At 70.0% G+C, this 16,841-nt stretch carries 18 protein-coding genes; 9 read left to right on the top strand and 9 right to left on the bottom strand.

All coding sequences use genetic code 11. The features are described from left to right. Positions 1-67 precede the first annotated feature (67 nt). Positions 68-1,447 carry a fused MFS/spermidine synthase gene (locus Q4I23_RS06955; protein ID WP_498525713.1) on the top strand — a complete coding sequence of 460 codons (1,380 nt, stop codon included), beginning with the start codon at positions 68-70 and terminating at the stop codon, positions 1,445-1,447. Between the two features lie 6 nt (positions 1,448-1,453). Here Q4I23_RS06955 and Q4I23_RS06950 read toward each other — a convergent pair whose 3' ends face one another. The 4 genes from Q4I23_RS06950 to Q4I23_RS06935 all read right to left on the bottom strand — a co-directional run bounded on the left by Q4I23_RS06950 (position 1,454) and on the right by Q4I23_RS06935 (position 4,758). Further along, positions 1,454-1,999, bottom strand: coding sequence for a universal stress protein (locus tag Q4I23_RS06950; protein WP_498525712.1), 546 nt, complete (start codon positions 1,997-1,999; stop codon positions 1,454-1,456). 3 nt (positions 2,000-2,002) lie between these two features. Next, the gene (locus Q4I23_RS06945; RefSeq protein ID WP_237904598.1) at positions 2,003-2,782 is read right to left on the bottom strand and encodes a TIGR02186 family protein; all 780 of its coding nucleotides are present in this window, start codon (positions 2,780-2,782) and stop codon (positions 2,003-2,005) included. Further along, positions 2,779-3,696: a sulfite exporter TauE/SafE family protein gene (locus tag Q4I23_RS06940; RefSeq protein WP_014238878.1), complete on the bottom strand. Its 918-nt coding sequence runs from the start codon at positions 3,694-3,696 to the stop codon at positions 2,779-2,781. Before Q4I23_RS06940 ends, Q4I23_RS06945 begins: the two co-directional genes overlap by 4 nt. Before the next feature lie 63 nt (positions 3,697-3,759). Further along, on the bottom strand, positions 3,760-4,758 hold the full coding sequence (locus Q4I23_RS06935) for an adenosine kinase (protein WP_014238879.1): 999 nt from the start codon (positions 4,756-4,758) through the stop codon (positions 3,760-3,762). 177 nt (positions 4,759-4,935) lie between these two features. Between Q4I23_RS06935 and Q4I23_RS06930 the strand changes: the two genes are divergently transcribed. Together Q4I23_RS06930 and Q4I23_RS06925 are read left to right on the top strand one after the other, a co-directional pair. Continuing rightward, the gene (locus Q4I23_RS06930) at positions 4,936-5,628 is read left to right on the top strand and encodes an EI24 domain-containing protein (protein ID WP_454020241.1); all 693 of its coding nucleotides are present in this window, start codon (positions 4,936-4,938) and stop codon (positions 5,626-5,628) included. A gap of 193 nt (positions 5,629-5,821) precedes the next feature. Further along, positions 5,822-6,643 (top strand): bactofilin family protein, encoded by an 822-nt coding sequence (locus Q4I23_RS06925; protein WP_498525711.1) that lies wholly within the window; start codon positions 5,822-5,824, stop codon positions 6,641-6,643. Positions 6,644-6,753: 110 nt separating this feature from the next. Here the strand turns inward: Q4I23_RS06925 and nth are convergent, their stop codons facing one another. Continuing rightward, complete coding sequence (gene nth, locus Q4I23_RS06920) at positions 6,754-7,401, bottom strand: endonuclease III (protein WP_498525714.1); 648 nt, start codon at positions 7,399-7,401, stop codon at positions 6,754-6,756. 39 nt (positions 7,402-7,440) lie between these two features. Between nth and Q4I23_RS06915 the strand changes: the two genes are divergently transcribed. Both Q4I23_RS06915 and Q4I23_RS06910 read left to right on the top strand, forming a co-directional pair. Continuing rightward, positions 7,441-8,019 (top strand): DUF2244 domain-containing protein, encoded by a 579-nt coding sequence (locus Q4I23_RS06915; RefSeq protein ID WP_498525710.1) that lies wholly within the window; start codon positions 7,441-7,443, stop codon positions 8,017-8,019. Between the two features lie 88 nt (positions 8,020-8,107). Next, complete coding sequence (locus Q4I23_RS06910; protein ID WP_498525709.1) at positions 8,108-8,995, top strand: bifunctional transcriptional activator/DNA repair enzyme AdaA; 888 nt, start codon at positions 8,108-8,110, stop codon at positions 8,993-8,995. Positions 8,996-9,011: 16 nt separating this feature from the next. Here Q4I23_RS06910 and dapB read toward each other — a convergent pair whose 3' ends face one another. Both dapB and znuA read right to left on the bottom strand, forming a co-directional pair. Continuing rightward, the gene (dapB, locus tag Q4I23_RS06905; RefSeq protein ID WP_498525708.1) at positions 9,012-9,809 is read right to left on the bottom strand and encodes a 4-hydroxy-tetrahydrodipicolinate reductase; all 798 of its coding nucleotides are present in this window, start codon (positions 9,807-9,809) and stop codon (positions 9,012-9,014) included. A 248-nt stretch (positions 9,810-10,057) separates the two neighbouring features. Then, the gene (gene znuA, locus Q4I23_RS06900; protein ID WP_498525707.1) at positions 10,058-11,050 is read right to left on the bottom strand and encodes a zinc ABC transporter substrate-binding protein ZnuA; all 993 of its coding nucleotides are present in this window, start codon (positions 11,048-11,050) and stop codon (positions 10,058-10,060) included. Positions 11,051-11,139: 89 nt separating this feature from the next. Here znuA and znuC point away from each other — a divergent pair, with 89 nt between their 5' ends. Continuing rightward, a complete protein-coding gene (gene znuC, locus Q4I23_RS06895; RefSeq protein WP_454020247.1) occupies positions 11,140-11,964 on the top strand; it encodes a zinc ABC transporter ATP-binding protein ZnuC in 825 nt (274 codons plus the stop codon). Continuing rightward, on the top strand, positions 11,957-12,745 hold the full coding sequence (gene znuB / locus Q4I23_RS06890) for a zinc ABC transporter permease subunit ZnuB (protein ID WP_149165374.1): 789 nt from the start codon (positions 11,957-11,959) through the stop codon (positions 12,743-12,745). Before znuC ends, znuB begins: the two co-directional genes overlap by 8 nt. Positions 12,746-12,748: 3 nt before the next feature. On the opposite strand, the gene Q4I23_RS06885 is transcribed toward znuB, so the two are convergent. Next, complete coding sequence (locus tag Q4I23_RS06885) at positions 12,749-13,633, bottom strand: LysR family transcriptional regulator ArgP (RefSeq protein WP_454020248.1); 885 nt, start codon at positions 13,631-13,633, stop codon at positions 12,749-12,751. A gap of 106 nt (positions 13,634-13,739) precedes the next feature. Between Q4I23_RS06885 and Q4I23_RS06880 the strand changes: the two genes are divergently transcribed. Continuing rightward, positions 13,740-14,339, top strand: coding sequence for a LysE/ArgO family amino acid transporter (locus Q4I23_RS06880; protein ID WP_498525706.1), 600 nt, complete (start codon positions 13,740-13,742; stop codon positions 14,337-14,339). 62 nt (positions 14,340-14,401) lie between these two features. Here Q4I23_RS06880 and Q4I23_RS06875 read toward each other — a convergent pair whose 3' ends face one another. After that, positions 14,402-15,715 carry a methyl-accepting chemotaxis protein gene (locus Q4I23_RS06875; RefSeq protein ID WP_454020250.1) on the bottom strand — a complete coding sequence of 438 codons (1,314 nt, stop codon included), beginning with the start codon at positions 15,713-15,715 and terminating at the stop codon, positions 14,402-14,404. 338 nt (positions 15,716-16,053) lie between these two features. Here Q4I23_RS06875 and Q4I23_RS06870 point away from each other — a divergent pair, with 338 nt between their 5' ends. Further along, the gene (locus Q4I23_RS06870) at positions 16,054-16,839 is read left to right on the top strand and encodes a (Fe-S)-binding protein (RefSeq protein WP_498525705.1); all 786 of its coding nucleotides are present in this window, start codon (positions 16,054-16,056) and stop codon (positions 16,837-16,839) included. Positions 16,840-16,841 lie beyond the last annotated feature (2 nt).

The following is a 16,841-nucleotide window of genomic DNA, read 5'->3' as shown; positions in this document are numbered from 1 at the left end:
GCGTATAATCGTCGGCAGCGTCAGATGTGTATAAGAGACAGCCGCCTTCTCGGCGGGCTGGTCGCTGATGATGATGGAGATCCTCGGCGGGCGGCTGATGGCGCCGCATTTCGGCTATTCGGTCTATCAGTGGGGCGCCGTCATCGGCGTGGTGATGACCTTCATGGCCGCCGGCTACTGGACCGGCGGGCAGCTCGGCGACGGGCCGAAGGCGGTGCCGGCGCTGCGCGCCGCCCTGCTGGCCGGGATCGCCGCGGCTGCGCTGACGCCCTGGCTGGGCAAGCCGATGCTGGCCGACGCCGCGGGCCGCTTCAACGCGGTGGAGGGGTCGGTCATCGGGGCGGCGCTGATCCTCGGCCTGCCGTCCTTCGCGCTGGCCATGGTATCGCCGATCTGCGCGGGCTTGAGCAGCCTGACCGGTGCCGCGGCGGCGGGGCGGATCTACGCGGTCGGCACGCTGGGCAGCATCGGCGGCACCTTCTTCGCCTCCTTCTACGCGATCCCGCAGGTCGGGGTGTCGGCGGGCTACGCCCTGGCGGCGGTGCTGCCGGCGCTCGCCTGCCTGTTCGTTCCGGGTGGGAAACGGGTGGCCGCCGCCGCCGCCCTGGCGGTTCCCCTGGCCTGGGCCGCCGGCCACGGCGAGGGGCAGGGCTTCGCCCTCTACCGCGAGACGCCGCACAACACCATCATGGTGCAGGAGGACGCCGAGCAAATCCGCCTGCATCTGAACGTGGCCTGGGCCACCCAGTCGCGCCTGCGCAAGGACGGCGGCCCGACCGGCCTCTACTACGACCTGTTCGCCGCCGTCCCAGCCCTGGGAAACGGCAAGCGCGTCCTGGTGCTGGGGCTGGCCGGCGGTGCCGCCGCCAAGGAAATCCTCGACGTCTGGCCGGGCGCCGACATCCTGGGGGTGGAGCTGGACCCCGCGGTGGTCGAGGTGGCGCGCGAGAGGTTCGGCCTGCGGCCCGAGGTGCGAGTCGCCGTGGAGGACGCCCGCCGCCACGTCGAGCGGTCGCCGGAGCAGCACGACGTGGTGATCGTCGATCTCTATTCGACCGCGCTGATCCCCTTCTTCACGGCGACCAGGGAGTTCTTCGCGGCGGTGGAGCGGCGGGTGGCGCCGGGCGGCGTGCTGGTCATGAACGTCGCCTCCCCCATGGACCGCGACGCTCTGGTCGGGCCGCTGGCGGCGACGCAGGGGGCGGTCTTCCCATCGGTGTACGTCGCCGACGCCGGGCGCGGGAACTATCTGCTGATCGCCACGAAGGAGGCGCGTACGCTCGAGGATCTGAGCGTACGCCTGCGCGCCGCTCCGCCGGGTGCGACGTACGCGGCCTCGCGCATCCTGGAGTCGCTGGCCCCTGCCGAACTGGCCGGGCACCCGGTGCTGACCGACGACCGGTCCGACATCGACCAGCGCAGCCTTACCGCCCTCTATGGACGTTGAGACGCCTTAGGTGATGGCGTCCAGCGCGTCGATGCCGATGCCGCCCGGCACGATGGTCAGCGGAATGCGCATCTTCGCAAGGCCGCGGTTGGTGAAGTAGGAGATCAACGGCCCCGGCCCTTCCGGTTCGACGCCGGCGGCCAACACGAGAATGGAGATGCTCGGCTCCTCGTCGATCAGGGCCAGCACCTCGTCGCGGCGGTTGCCTTCCCGCACGTACAGGGCCGGCAGGGTGCCGGTCAGCCGGTTCACGTCGCGGGCGAGCTTCTGAAGCTTCTGCTCCGCCTCCGCGCGCTGCTCCTCGCGCATCAGGTTTTCCAGGGCCAGCCACTGCTGCACCTCGCCCGGCTCGATGACGTAGAGCAGCGCCACCTTGCCCCCCGACTTGCGGGCGCGCAAGCAGGCGTAGCGCAGGGCGAGCTGAAGCTCCGGGCTTTCGTCCACCACGACCAGGAAGATGCGGACCGGCGGCTTGGCCGTGGAATCCGGGGCCGTGGAATCCGGGGTGACGTCCGCCCCGGCGTTCGGATCGGTCGCAATCGGATCGGACATCGGTCACACCCTCCGGAAGATGGCGCCGGCGAGCCAGCCGGCGGCGATGGCGCCAATCACCGCGGCAACACCGTAAATCATCGGCTGGTTGCGCGCAAAGTCGTAGATTTCCGCGCTGAAGCCGACCTTGGACACCACCAGCGGCGTGGTCTGGGCGCTGACCACCTCGCCGTCGCGGATCAGCAGCGCTTCCACATTGTACAGCCCGGTGGGCACGTTGGCCGGAAAATAGATGTTGGTCCGGAACAGCCGCTCGCCGAGAAAGGCCACCTGCCCCAGCGTGATGCCGTAGAGCCCGGCCCGCTGCTTGTTGCGGATCAGGGCGGAGCGGAACAGGGCGAGCTGGTCCGGGGCCAGCTGCTCGCGCGGGCCGAGCTGGAGGTTCGGCAGGCCGATCTGGTGGCGTTCCAGCACCGGGCGGCCGACGAACTGGTCCAGCGGGCGGTTCGTTGCGACCATGTAGTAACCGGGCACCTGCTCGAACCGCACGCTGCGCGCGTTGATCCAGATGCCGGCGATGCGCTCCTTGCGGCGCACCGTGACCGGGGTGCGCGGGCCGGTCACCACGATGGCGACGTCGCCCGCCCCGTCGGTGGTGCCGAACAGCACGACCTCCGTCCCGGTGAAGCCGGTGGTGATGGCGATCAGGTGGCTCGACAGGTCGGCGACGAGCTGCTGCGCCCACACCGTGGCGGCCAGGAACACCCCCGCCAGAAGCCCCACCAGCCCGCCGGCGATCCGGACGGACCACAGCCGTCCGGTGCCCCTGCGGACAGCGCTCACGACATCCTCGTCGAGATGGTGAAGACGTCGTTCGGCTCGACCACCAGATCGAAGGCGAGCTTCAGCGCCACCGCGACGACCAGCGAGGCCAGCAGCAGGCGCGCCTGCTCGCCGCGCAGACGGCCGCCGGCCTTGGTGCCGAACTGCGCGCCGACCACCCCGCCGATCAGCAGCAGCAGCGCCAGCATCACGTCCACCGTCTGGTTGGTCGCCGCCTGGAGCAGCGTCGCCATCGCCGTGGTGAAGATGATCTGGAACAGCGAGGTGCCGGCCACCAGACCGGTCGGCATGTTCAGCAGATAGATCATCGCCGGCACCAGCATGAAGCCGCCGCCGATGCCCATGATCGCCACCAGCATCCCGCCGACCGCCCCGATCCCGGCCGGCAGCAGGGCGGAAATGTAGAGCTTGGAGCGCTGGAACCGCATCTTCAGCGGCAGGCCGTGCAGCCACATGTGACGGTGCAGCTTGCCCCGCTTGGCGGTGGGGGCGCGGCGGCGGATCAGCGCGCGGCTGGCCTCCACCATCATCATCGTGCCGATGGTGCCGAGGAAGAAGACGTAGGACAGCGTGATTGCCGCGTCGATCTGGCCGATCCGCTGCAGTATGGAGAAGATCCATACGCCGACCACCGTGCCGACCATGCCGCCCAGCAGCATGACGACGCCGAGCTTGACGTCCACGTTGCCGCGCCGCCAGTGGGCGAGCACGCCCGACACGCTGGCGGCGACGAGCTGGTTGGCCTGGGTGCCCACCGCGATGGCGGGCGGAACGCCGATGAAGATCAGCAGCGGCGTCATCAGGAAGCCGCCGCCCACCCCGAACATGCCGGACAGAAAGCCGACGAGCCCCCCCATGCCGAGCACGAGCAGGGCGTTGACCGACATCTCGGCGATCGGCAGATAGACTTGCATGGGGGCGGGGCCGGCGGACGGGAAGGTCCGCCAGCTTATACCGTACAGGCGCTGTTCCGGCAATTAGGCCGGAACGCCCGCGTCTTTAAGCAGATCGGCCAGCACGACGTCCGGACGGGCGCCGACATGGCTGATGATCTCCGCCGCGGCCAGCGCGCCGATGCGGCCGCACACCGCCGGGGCCATGCCACGGGTGAAGCCGTAGAGGAAGCCGGCGGCGTAGAGGTCGCCGGCCCCCGTGGTGTCGACCACGCGGGCCACCGGGGATGCGGGAACCTCGACCACCTCGCCGCCGGAGACGATGACGGCGCCCTTCTCGCTGCGCGTCAGGGCGGCGGTCTTGCCGAGACGCTTCACCGCCTCCAGCGCATCCTCGAAGCGGTCGGTCTTGTAGAGGGCGGTGATCTCATGCTCGTTGGCGAACAGGATGTCGACGTGGCCCTCGACGAGGTCCAGGAACTCCGCGTGATGGCGGTGGACGCAGAAGCTGTCGGACAGCGAGAGCGAGACCTTGCGCCCGGCGCCGTGGGCGGTGGACGCCGCCTTGCGGAAGGCCTCCTTGGCGCGGGGCGGGTCCCACAGATAGCCTTCCAGGTAGGTGACCTGCGAGTTGGCGATCAGCGCCTCGTCGATGTCCTCCGGCCCCAGCTCCACGCAGGCGCCGAGGAAGGTGTTCATGGAGCGCTGGGCGTCCGGCGTCACCAGGATCAGGCAGCGCGCGGTCGGGGCGCCGCCGTGTCCGGCCGCCGTCTCGAAATGCACGCCGGCGGCGCGGATGTCGTGGCGGAAGACCTGGCCGAGCTGGTCGCCGTGGACCTTGCCGATGTAGGCCCCCCGACCGCCCAGCGAGGCGATGCCGGCCATGGTGTTGCCGGCGGAACCGCCCGACACCTCGATGCCCGGACCCATGCGGCCGTACAGCTCCTCGGCGCGGGCGGCGTCGATCAGCGTCATCGCGCCCTTCTCGATGCCGTTGGCCGTGAGGAAGGCGTCGTCGGCATGGGCGATCACGTCGACGATGGCGTTGCCGATGCCGGTGACGTCGAATTCGGCCGTGGCCATGGGCGCTCCTTGGAAAGGCTGGGGAAATGCGGTGTTTGGACCGCTGAACAAAACCGGGCGCGAGTATAGCGGCCCGCCCTCACATCTCAAGCGCGGCGCAAGGCCCCCTGGAATGGAACGGCCCTCCGTCGTAGATAAGCGTCGCCCGACTGCAACGGCCCCATAGAGAGAGTCCGTATGATCCGCGCCCTGATTCTCGCCATCGGACAGCTTTCCGACCCGGCCTCCCGCCGCGTCGTGTGGATCGGCGTGCTGTCCGCCATCCTGGCCTTCGCCCTGCTGGCCGGGGCCGTGTGGTGGGCGCTGTTCCACACGGCGCTGACCGGCTACGCCTGGGTGGACGGGGTGCTGGACGTGCTGGGCGGGCTCGCCGTCCTGCTGCTGGCCTGGGTGCTGTTTCCCGCTACGGTCGGCATGGTGTCCAGCTTCTTCCTGGACGAGGTGGTGCAGGCGGTGGAACGGCGCCACTATCCCCAGTTGCCGCCGCCCCGCCAGACCGGCCTCGGGGAAGAATTGCTGACCGCGCTGCGCTTTTTCGCCATCGTCCTGCTGGTCAATCTGTTCGCCCTGCCCCTGTATCTGATGGTGCCGGGGTTGAACCTGCTGATCTTCTACACCGCCAACGGCTATCTTCTCGGCCGCGAATATTTCGAGATGGTGGCGATCCGGCGGATGGGACGGAAGGAGGCGGGGTTTCTGCGGCGTTCCAGCCCGTTGAAACCATTTTTGGCTGGCGCGGTAATTGCCTTTCTTTCGACAATTCCTTTCGTCAACCTGCTGGTGCCGGTGATCGCGAGCGCCTTCATGGTCCATGTCTACCATTCCATGACGGGGTCCATGCCGGGCCTTTCCCGCCGGGAAGGGCCGTGACGGACCGCTGGGCGGCGCGGCCCCGACCGTGCACCAAAGCCCACTTGCGGCCGGCCGGATGACCGTGTTACCCCGGCGGGGTGGTCTTTTGGCTGCCGTCGATCGGGCCCGGTTCATGCGAAACCGCCTCCAATGACCCGACCTCGACGACCTGCCAACCTTCACGACCTGACTGACCTGGGGATCAACGTTCATGCTGTTCGGACGAAAGAATCCGCCCGTCGGTGCGCCGAAGACCCAAAGCGCCGACCCGGCCACCTTGGCCGCACCACAGGCGGGCGCCGCCGAACCCGCGGCGGCGGTGTCGCCGCTTGCCTCCCTGAGCAACCCGTCCGCGGCGAATCCGCCGGCCGCCTCCGCCCCGGTCGCCCGCACGCCGCAACCCGAGCCGATTTCCTCCAAGGGACCCGAGATGAACACGAGCACCCCGAAGCCGCCGGCCGGCGCCCCGATCCCCGGTTCGAGCTACAAGCCGACGGACATTCCGCGCCGCACCGTCGACCTGCCGGGTGCCACGCCGCGCCGTCCCGAGGGGTACGGCGCCCCGGCCGCCGCTCCCGCCGCGGTCCCCGCCCCGGTCGCTCCGGCGCCGGCCGCTCCGCTCGCCAGCGACCAGCGCCGCCTGATCGTCGGCCGCGACATCTCCCTGAACGGTGAGATCGGGTCCTGCGACATCCTGGTCGTGGAAGGCACGGTGGAGGCCAAGCTGCGCGATGGCCGGTCCATCGAGATCGCCGAAACCGGCCTGTTCAAGGGCGCCGTGGAGATCGACGAGGCCGACATCGGCGGCCGCTTCGAGGGCGACATCATCGTGCGTGGCCGCCTGACCGTGCGCTCCACCGGCAAGATCAACGGTTCGATCAAGTACGGCGAGCTGGCGGTCGAAGCCGGCGCCCTGCTGAACGGCGAGATCGGCAAATACACCCCGGCGGCCAAGCCGGCCGCGGCCCCCGCCGCTCCGGCGGAAGCGGCCCCGGCCCCGGCGGCGCTGGACCCCATCGTGGTGGACGGCTAAACGCCGTTAAACGCGGTTTCGCGAGCAAGCCCGGCGGGGATCGACCCCTCGCCGGGCTTTTTTTTTCCAGGTATCGCAAGCGTTTCACGGGAAACATCACACCTTGCCGCTCACACCGCGGCGGCCGACAGGACCTTGTCCTTGAAGCCGCACAGGTCGCTGACCGGGCAGACGAGGCAGTCGGGCTTGCGCGCCTTGCAGACGTAGCGGCCATGCAGGATCAGCCAGTGGTGGGCGTGCCGGCGGTAGGCCTTGGGAACCACCTTCAGCAGCTTGGCCTCCACCGCGTCGGGGGTCTTGCCGGGAGCGAGGCCGGTGCGGTTGCCGACGCGGAAGATGTGGGTGTCCACCGCGATGGTCTCCTCGCCGAAGGCGACGTTCAGCACCACGTTGGCGGTCTTGCGCCCGACCCCGGGCAGGGTTTCCAGCGCCTCGCGGTCGCGCGGCACCTCGCCGCCATACTGGGCGATCAGGATTTCCGACAGACGGATGACGTTCTTGGCCTTGGTGTTGAACAGGCCGATGGTCTTGATGTAGCCGCGCAGCCGCTCCTCCCCCAGCTCCACCATCTGCTGCGGCGTGGTGACGATTTGGAACAGCGGGACGGTGGCCTTGTTGACGCCGACATCGGTGGCCTGCGCCGACAGCACGACGGCGACCAGCAGGGTGTAGGGATTGACGTATTCCAGCTCGCTCTTCGGCTCCGGGTTGGCGGCGCTGAGGCGGCGGAAGAATTCCTGGACGGCGGCGGGCTTCATGGCGCGCAGCATAGCGGGACCCTGGCCGTCCATGCAAACATGGCGAATGGGCCAACACGCCGGGTGGAACCCGCGCCCAAGCCACACCAGTTTGTGTGCATGACCATGGCCAGTCATAATCTGCCCCCGGCTTCCCGCGTCTTCTTTGACGCGATCCTGCACCCGCATCGCAGCCTGGGACGGCACGGATTCCGTGTTCTGATGGGCGTGGTGATCCTCGCCAACCTGCTGATCGCCGGCATCTTCGCCGCCAATGGGGCATGGCCGGTGGTGCCCTTCTGCGGGCTGGACGTGGTGATCCTCTGGCTGGCCTTCCGCGTCAACAACCGCGCCGCCCAGCTGTATGAGCGGGTGCGCCTGACCGACACCGACCTGACCGTCCAGCGCGTCGTCTGGAACAAGCCGGAGCGGCGCTGGAGCCTTCAACCCAACTGGCTGCGCGTCACCCTGGACGGCCCGCCCCGGCACGGCGGCCAAGTCACTCTCTCCTCGCATGGGCAGTCGGTGGCCGTCGGCGCCTTCCTGACGCCGGACGAGCGGGCGGACTTCGCCAAGGCGCTGCGCGGCGCGCTGGCCCTGTGGCGCCGTGCCCCCTGCCACCCCGAACCGGTGCCCTGACCGCGAGGCGCGTTGCGCAAGAAACGGGTTGGTCGGCCCGCTCCGGCGGCGCATCCTGCGCCGGACATGGAGCCTGGGAGAGAACGCCATGCCGTGCCTGAATCCCGCCGAAGACCCGGTCGACGCGCGGCGCCACCGCGCCATCGCCACCGCCATCCGTCATCTCGTGGACCACTGGCAGGACCAGCCGGGACTGGACGAGCTGGCCGCGGTCGCCGGCATGAGCCCCTTCCATTTCCAGCGGCTGTTCACCCAATGGGCGGGGATCAGCCCGAAACGCTTCCTGCAATTCCTGACGCTGGACAACGCCAAGCGTCTGCTCGCCGCGAACCAGAGCGTGCTGGACGTGGCGCTGGACGTCGGCCTGTCCGGCCCGTCGCGGCTGCACGATCTGTTCGTCGCCTGCGAGGCGATGACGCCGGGCGAGTACAAGGCGCTGGGCGGCGGGCTGACCATCCGCTGGGGCCTGCACCCGACCCCCTTCGGCCCGTCGCTGGTCGCCGCCACCGAGCGCGGCGTCTGCTGGCTGAGCTTCGCCGAGGAGGAGGACGGGCGCGACGCGCTGGCCGAGATGGCCGCCGCCTGGCCGGCCGCCCGTCTGGTGGAGGACGCCGACGTCACCCGCCCGGTCGCCGCCCGCGCCTTCCGCTGGGACGGTTCCGCAGGAGGCGAGCCGCTGCGCCTGCTGATGAAGGGCACCAATTTCCAGATCAAGGTGTGGGAGGCGCTGCTGCGCATCCCCTCCGGCGCCGTCGTGTCCTACGAGGACGTGGCCCGCGCCATCGGCCAGCCGACCGCCATGCGGGCGGTGGGGGCGGCGGTGGGGCGCAACCCGGTCTGCGTGCTGATCCCCTGCCACCGGGTGATCCAGAAGTCGGGGATCATCCACAACTACCGCTACGGCATCCCCCGCAAGCGCGCCCTGCTCGCCTGGGAGCAGGGGCACGCCATGCCGGAGGACGAGGCGGCCGCTTGAAGAGCGGCCTGACCGGTCAGAGGCCCAGCACGTCCTTCATGCTGTAGAGGCCCGGCTGCTTGTCGTTGGCCCACAGCGCGGCGCGGACCGCGCCCTTGGCGTAGATCTGGCGGCCTGACGCCTTGTGGGTCAGCTCGACCCGCTCGCCCTCGGCGGCGAAGACCACGGTGTGGTCGCCGATCACGTCACCACCGCGCAGCGTGGCGAAGCCGATCTCGCCGCGCGGGCGGACACCGGTGTGGCCGTCGCGGACCTTCTGCCAGACATTCTCCAGCGCCACCCCGCGCCCCGCCGCCGCCGCCCGGCCGAGGCCGAGCGCGGTGCCCGAGGGCGCGTCCACCTTGTTGCGGTGGTGCATCTCCAGGATGTCGATGTCGTAGTCGTCGCCCAGCGCGCGGCCGACCTGCTCGACCAGCGCCAGCAGCAGGTTGACGCCCAGCGACATGTTCGGCGACTGGACGATCGGGGTGTGGGTGGCGGCCTGGGCGATGGCCTCCTGCTGGGCCGGGCCGATGCCGGTCGTGCCGATGACCAGCACCGTTTCCGACTGGGCGGCCAGCGCGGCGTGGCGGACGCTGGCGTCCGGGCTGGTGAAGTCGATCACCGCGTCGGCCTCGGCGAACAGGGCCGCCGTGTCGTCGATGGCGACGACGCCCAGCGGCTCAAGACCGGCGAGGACGCCGATGTCCTTGCCGAGCGCCGGGCCGCCCACCCGCTCCGTGCCGCCGGCCAGCGTGCAGCCCGGCGTGGCGGCGATCTCGCGCACCAGCATCTGCCCCATGCGCCCCGCGCATCCGACGACCCCGATCTTCATGCCTGCCTCCCTGGGAGAATTCCGACACGGGTCTAGCACAGCCGGGGGCGGGGCTTAAGCGCCGAGAACTCCAAGGTCAGTGTAATTGAAGTCCCCTCTCCCCTCTGGGGAGAGGGTTAGGGTGAGGGGGTTGCGCTTTTGCCGGACGCACCGCCACCCCTATCCCCCTCACCGGCCCTTCGGGCCACCCTCTCCCCAGAGGGGAGAGGGCTGTAAAGGCCAAACGCCATGACCGCCGCCCAGAACCTTTATGACCCCAGGCAGTCCGTCAGCGAGGCGGCGATGTTGCGCATCAGCGCGGGGTAGAGGCCCGGGCCGTCTTTCAGGTCCGCCCCCTCGGGATCGAGCACGCCCTTCTTCGCCGGGGTGCCCTCGACGATGGTGTTGACCAGCGCCGGCTCGAACTGCGGTTCGGCGAAGACGCAGGCGGCGCCGAGGCCGCCGATCTTGGCGCGGATCTCCGACAACCGCTTGGCCGAGGGGCGGCGTTCCGGGTTGACGGTGATGGCGCCGACACCGTTCAGGCCGTACTGCGCCTCGAAATACTGGTAGGCGTCGTGGAAGACGACGAAGGGCTTGCCGGCCACCGGGGCCAGCGCCGCCTTCAGCTCCGCGTCCAGCGCGTTGATGGAGCGGGCGGTGCGCTCGGCGTTGGCGGTGTAGGCGGCGGCGTTGGCCGGGTCCTTGGCCGCCAGAGCCTCGGCGATGGCCGCGACCATGGCGCGGGCGTTGGCGGGGGAGAGCCAGATGTGGGTGTTCACCTCGTCATGGCCGTGCCCGTCCTCATCGGCGTGCTTGTCCTCATGCTTATGATCGTGTCCGTGATCGTGCTTGTGTTCATGCCCATGGTCGTGGGCCTCCCAGGCGCCGCCCTCGCGGGCGTCGAGCAGGGTGACGCCCGGCGCCTCCAGCAGCGTGACGGAGGTGGCTTTCTTCGCGTTCGCCGTCACCGGCTTTTCGAGGAAGCCTTCCAGTTCCGGCCCGATCCAGAAGACGAGGTCGGCGGCGGCCAGCGCCTTCGCGTCCGACGGCTTCATGGCGTAGGTGTGGGGGGACGCCGCGCCACGCACGATCAGCGCCGGCTCCGCCACTCCCTCCATCACCGCGGCGACCAGGGAATGGACCGGCTTGATCGAGGCGACGACCTTCGGCGCTTCGGCCAGCGCCGGGCTGGCGGAAAGGGCGGCGGCGAGGGTTGCAGCAAGGGCAAGGAGCGGCAGGGGGCGCATCGCGGCACGCATGGGTGGGTTCCTCATCGTCTGACTGGACAGCCGGGTCTTTCCGGCGCATAGCTGTCTTCGTTTCCAGCAATGTCACGTTATAACATAACATGTCAATCCATCACGGGGCCCATCACGCGGCTCCCCACGCGGCGTGTTCGCCGATCCCGTCCCTGGCCCCTCCCCTGGTCGACACCAAGGGCCTGACGGTGCGGCTGGGCGGGCGGACGATCCTCGACCGCGTGGATCTGGAGGTGCGGCCCGGCGAGATCGTCACGCTGATCGGCCCCAACGGTGCTGGCAAGACGACGCTGGTGCGCGCCGTGCTGGGCCTCGTCCGCGCCTCATCCGGGGTGGTGGAGCGCCGCCGGGGCCTGCGCATTGGCTACATGCCACAGCGCCTGACCGTCGACGCAACCCTGCCGCTGACGGTCCGCCGCTTCCTGGCGCTGTGGCGCCCGGTGACCGAGGCGCGCATCACCGCGGCGCTGGAGGAGGCCGGCGTCTCCCACCTCGCCGCCAGCCCGGTGCAGACGGTGTCCGGCGGCGAGATGCAGCGGGTGCTGCTGGCCCGTGCCCTGCTCGGCGATCCCGAGCTTCTCGTGCTCGACGAGCCCGACCAGGCGGTGGACGTCCATGGGCAGGCCGAGCTGTTCGGGCGCATCGAGACTCTGCGCCGCACCCGCGGCTGCGGCGTGCTGCTGGTCAGCCACGACCTGCACACGGTGATGGCCCGCACCGACCGCGTGCTCTGCCTCAACGGCCATGTCTGCTGCCAGGGCGCGCCGGAGGACGTGCGGCGCCACCCGGAATACCGCGCCCTGTTCGGCGGCCACGCCGACGCATTGGCTGTCTATGTCCATCACCACGACCACGCGCACGCCAGCGACGGCGCCGTGGTGCCCGGCCATGACGGGGACTGCTGCCATGGATGATTTCGTTCTGCGCGCGCTGGCCGCCGGCTGCGGCATCGCGCTGGTCGCCGGCCCATTGGGCTCCTTCGTGGTGTGGCGGCGCATGGCCTATTTCGGCGACACGCTGGCCCATTCCGCCCTGCTGGGGGTGGCGCTGGGCTTCCTGCTGGGCGTCAACCCGCTGATCGGCGTGGTCGGGGTCTGCGTCGCGCTGGCGCTGGCGCTGGTCGGGCTGCAGCGGCGCCGCGCGCTGGCCACGGACACCGTGCTGGGCATCCTGTCGCATTCGTCGCTGTCGCTGGGCCTCGTCGCCATCGCCTTCTTGGAGACGCTGCGCGTCGATCTGGTCGCCTATCTGTTCGGCGACATCCTCAGCGTCACCACCGGCGATCTGGCCTGGATCTACACCGGCGGGGCGGCGGCGCTGGGCGGGCTGCTGCTGCTGTGGCGCCGGCTGCTGGCGGTGACGGTGGACGAGGATCTGGCGCGGGTGGAGGGCATGCCGGTGGAGGCGCTGCGGCTGGCCTTCATGCTGCTGATCGCGCTGGTCATCGCGGCGGCGATGAAGATCGTCGGCATCCTGCTGATCACCTCGCTTCTCATCATCCCGGCGGCGGCGGCCCGCCGCTTCTCCCGCACGCCGGAGGCGATGGCCGCCCTGGCCTCGGTCTTCGGGATCGCCGCGGTGCTGGGCGGTCTGCTCTCCTCGCTGAACTGGGACCTGCCGGGTGGGCCGAGCATCGTGGTCGCCGCCGCCGCCCTCTTCCTGGCGAGCATGATGGTGCCGACGGCGAACCGGTAAGCGTCAGACTTGCGTCAAGCGGGCGCGCGCCGTCGTCAACACCGAGCGCGTGATGTCGGCCAGGGTGCGGCTGGCGATGCGGCTGCGCTGCCAGAACAGCGGCACGTCGAGCGGCTGGCCCGGCACCAGCGCGACCAGCCGCCCGTCGCGCAAAGCGCCGGCGACCAGCGGCTCCGGATTCATGCCCCAGCCGAGCCCGGCCAGCGCCGCGTCCACGAAGGCGTGGGTGGAGGGCATCCAGTGGGTCGGCGAGGCGATCTCCACCCCGAAGGCCTGACGGGTCCACTGCGTCTGCAGCCGGTCCTTGCTGTTGTAGGTCAGGCGCGGTGCGCGGGCCAAAGCCGCCGCCTCCACCCCATCGGGGAAATGCCGGCGCAGGAAATCCGGGCTGGCCGTCGCCACGTAGCGCAAGGCACCCAGCGGGGTGCTGTCGCAGCCCTGCACCGGCTGGGCGCCGGACGTCACCGCCGCCAGCACTTCTCCCCGGCGCAGCCAGTCGGCGCTGTGCTCCTGGTCGTCGAGGACGAGGTCGAACAGCACGTCCGGCGTCCCGGCCATCGCGGCGACGAACCATGTGGCGAGGCTGTCGGCGTTGACCGCCATGCGCACCGTCACCGCCGGCCCGTCCTGCGGCAGTCCTGGAAGCCCGTCGCGCAACTCGCTTTCCAGCAGGGCCACCCGCTCCGCGTGCTGGCTCAGCCGCAGGCCGGCGGGGGTGCCGGTGCAGGGCGATCCGCGCACCACCAGGATCGTCCCCATCCGCTCCTCCAGCAACTTCACCCGCTGCGACACGGCGGAGGGGGTGACGTGGAGCTGCGCCGCCGCCCGCTCGAAGCTGCCGGTGCGGACCACCGCGGCCAGCGCGGCGAGCAGGGCGTAGTCCAGCATGGCTTAGCGTTCCTTAATCCGGATAAGAGACTTTAGTTATTCTAATCCGGACGGCGATGGTAGGGGAACGGCCTCCGTCGCACTATCGCCAACGAATGGGGCCGCCATGCTCTCCGCCTTTCTTCCCGGCCTTCTGCTGGGTCTCAGCCTGATCGTCGCCATCGGCGCGCAGAACGCCTTCGTGCTGCGCCAGGGATTGCGCGGGGAGCATGTGCTGGCCGTCTGCGCGACCTGCGCGGTGTCGGACGCTCTGCTGATCTTGGCCGGGGTCGGCGGCTTCGCCCAGGCCGCCCAATGGCTGCCCTGGCTGGAGACGGCGACCCGCTACGCCGGGGCGGCCTTCCTGCTGGTCTACGGGCTGCGCAGCTTCCGCTCGGCCTGGCAGGCGGGCGGCGCGCTGGACCCCGCGGCAGCGGTCCCGGCGGGGCTCGGCGCGACGCTGGCGACCTGCCTGGCGCTGACCTGGCTGAACCCGCACGTCTATCTGGACACGGTGGTGCTGGTCGGGTCGGTGTCCACCCAGTTCGCCGAGGGCAAGCACGCCTTCGCACTGGGGGCGATGACCGCGTCCGTCCTGTTCTTCTTCGCGCTAGGTTTTGGTGCGCGCCTGCTGCGGCCCGTCTTCGCCCGGCCCGGCGCGTGGCGGGCGCTCGACACCGGCATCGGTGTCGTCATGTGCACGATCGCGGTGACTCTGGTGGCCTGAGCCAAAGCATCGTCTCCCAGGGGCCGGCGCGGAGATCCCCCTTCCCCGCGCCGGTCCTGCCGTCAGGACGCCTTCAGCGCCTGCAGGAAGGTCTCGACCTGATGCTTCAGGCTGTCGGACTGGCCCGAGAGGTCGGAGGAGGAGCGGATGACGAGGGTGGAAGCCTGCGCCGTCTCGTTCGCCGCCACGCTGACCGCCTCGATGCTGCGGGCGATCTCGTCGGTGCCGCGGGCGGCCTGGGCGACGTTGTTGGAGATCTCCTGAGTCGCCGCCGCCTGCTCCTGCACGGCCGAGGCGATGGTGGTGGAGATCTCGTTGATCGACCGGATCGTCTCGCCGATGCCCTGGATGGCGCCGATCGTCTGGTTGGTCGCCGCCTGGATGCCGGCGATCTGGGCGGAGATGTCCTCGGTCGCCTTGGCGGTCTGGTTGGCGAGGCTCTTCACCTCGCTCGCCACCACGGCGAAGCCCTTGCCGGCCTCGCCGGCGCGCGCCGCCTCGATGGTTGCGTTGAGCGCCAGCAGGTTGGTCTGCCCGGCGATGCCCTGGATCAGCTTCACCACGTCGCCGATGAGCTGCGCCGACTGGGCGAGGCTGTCGGCGGTGCCGCCGATCTGCTCGGTGCGAGACACGGCCTCGCGGGCGATGGCGACCGACCGCTCGACCTGCTGGCCGATTTCCCCGATGGAGGCGGAAAGCTGCTCCGCCGCCGCGGCGACCGCCTGGACGTTGGACGCCGCCTGGGCGGTGGCGCTGGCCGCCTCTGCGCTCTGGCGGGTCGACCGTTCCGACAGGGCGCCGAGCTGGCGCGACACGCCCTGCATGTCGGCCGAGCTGCCGGACACCGCCTGCACCACGCTCTTGACCTTCGCGTCGAAGTCGGCGGCGAGGGAGCCGGCGCGCTGGCGCATCTCCTCCTCCTCCTGGACGTCGATCAGCGAGCCGCAGGCGCGCAGCGCCACGCCGGCCGCGTTGCGCCGGCAGCCGCCGATGGCGCGGAACCAGCGGTAGGAGCCGTCGCGCATCTTGACGCGGTAGCGCACGTTGAAGGGCGTGCGGCCGCTGGCGTCGGCCAGGAAGGCACCGAAGGCGGCGAAGGTCGGGGCGCTGTCGTCCGGGTGCAGGCGGTCCGACCAGGAAGTCATCAGGTTCGGGAAATCCTGCTCGCCCTCGAAGCCGAGCAGCCGGCGAAACTGCCCGGACCAGGTCCAGCGGCTCTGCGGATGCGCCGGGTCGCCGTTGTGGAACACCGCGTCCCACAGGCCGACGCCGGCGTGGTTGCCGTAGAGGTCGAGCGCTTCGGTCAGCTCGGCCAGTTCAGCGCCGCGCCCGTTGCCACCCTTGGACCCACCCCGGAAAAATCCCATCAGACTCATGGACTTGCCCCCTCCCCTCACACGACAATCGCTACAACTTCCAGATGATCTTCATGACCGAAGCGATCGGCCAGCCTGTCTTCGTATACGGACGATATGTGAATTTAGATTTCATTTTGGTAAAAACGTTTTCCATCTTTTTGAAACAGAAAGCGTGCCGGCCCCATTGTTTGTTTCGCTTTCTGTATGTTCGTCCTTTTTACTTTTGGTTGTGCAAGACCCTTCGACCAGCGGCGCACCGCGACCGGACGCCGCCGGCCCGGCCCGTTGCCATCCCCAACAGGACGACCTACAGTCGCCAGCGTGAGGGGATAAGCACACAAGAAGAACAGGACACCATGGCCGACACCCGCCCCGCCCCCCGAGTGGGGCTGTTCGTCACCTGCCTCGTCGATGTCTACCGCCCGACGGTCGGCTTCGCCGCGGTGAAGCTGCTGGAGGACGCCGGCTGCACGGTCGAAGTGCCCGCGTCCCAGACCTGCTGCGGCCAGCCGGCCTTCAACGCCGGCGACCGCGCCACCGCCAGCGATCTCGCCCGCAGCACCATCGCCGCCTTCGAAGGGTTCGATCACGTGGTCGTCCCCTCCGGCTCCTGCGCCGGGCAGATCCGCAAGCATTACCCGGAGCTTCTGGCCGACGACCCAGCCTGGGCGGCGCGCGCCCGGCACCTGTCGGCGCGCACGCACGAGCTGGTGTCCTTCCTGACCGACGTGCTGGGGGTGACGGACACCGGCGCGCGCTACGACGGCACGATCACTTACCACGACAGCTGCTCCGGCCTGCGCGAGCTGGGCATAAAGGAGCAGCCGCGCCGCCTGCTGGCCAAGGTCGAGGGGCTGACGCTGAACGAGCTTCCGGGGGCGGAGGTCTGCTGCGGCTTCGGCGGCACTTTCTGCGTCAAGTACCCGGACATCTCCAACCGCATGGTCGAGGCCAAGACCGCCGACATCGCGGGCACCAAGGCCGACACGCTGCTGGCCGGCGACATGGGCTGCCTGCTGAACATGGCGGGCAAGCTGAAGCGCGAGGGCTCCGCCATCCGCGTCCGCCATGTCGCGGAGGTGCTGGCCGGCGTCACCGACACCCCTCCCATCGGTGAGCCCATAAAAAGTGGGAGGACATAACG

The organism is Azospirillum sp. UFLA03-27 (assembly GCF_059803775.1).
The sequence above is the reverse complement of the archived record's forward strand: the minus strand, read 5'-3'. Positions and strand labels throughout refer to the sequence as shown.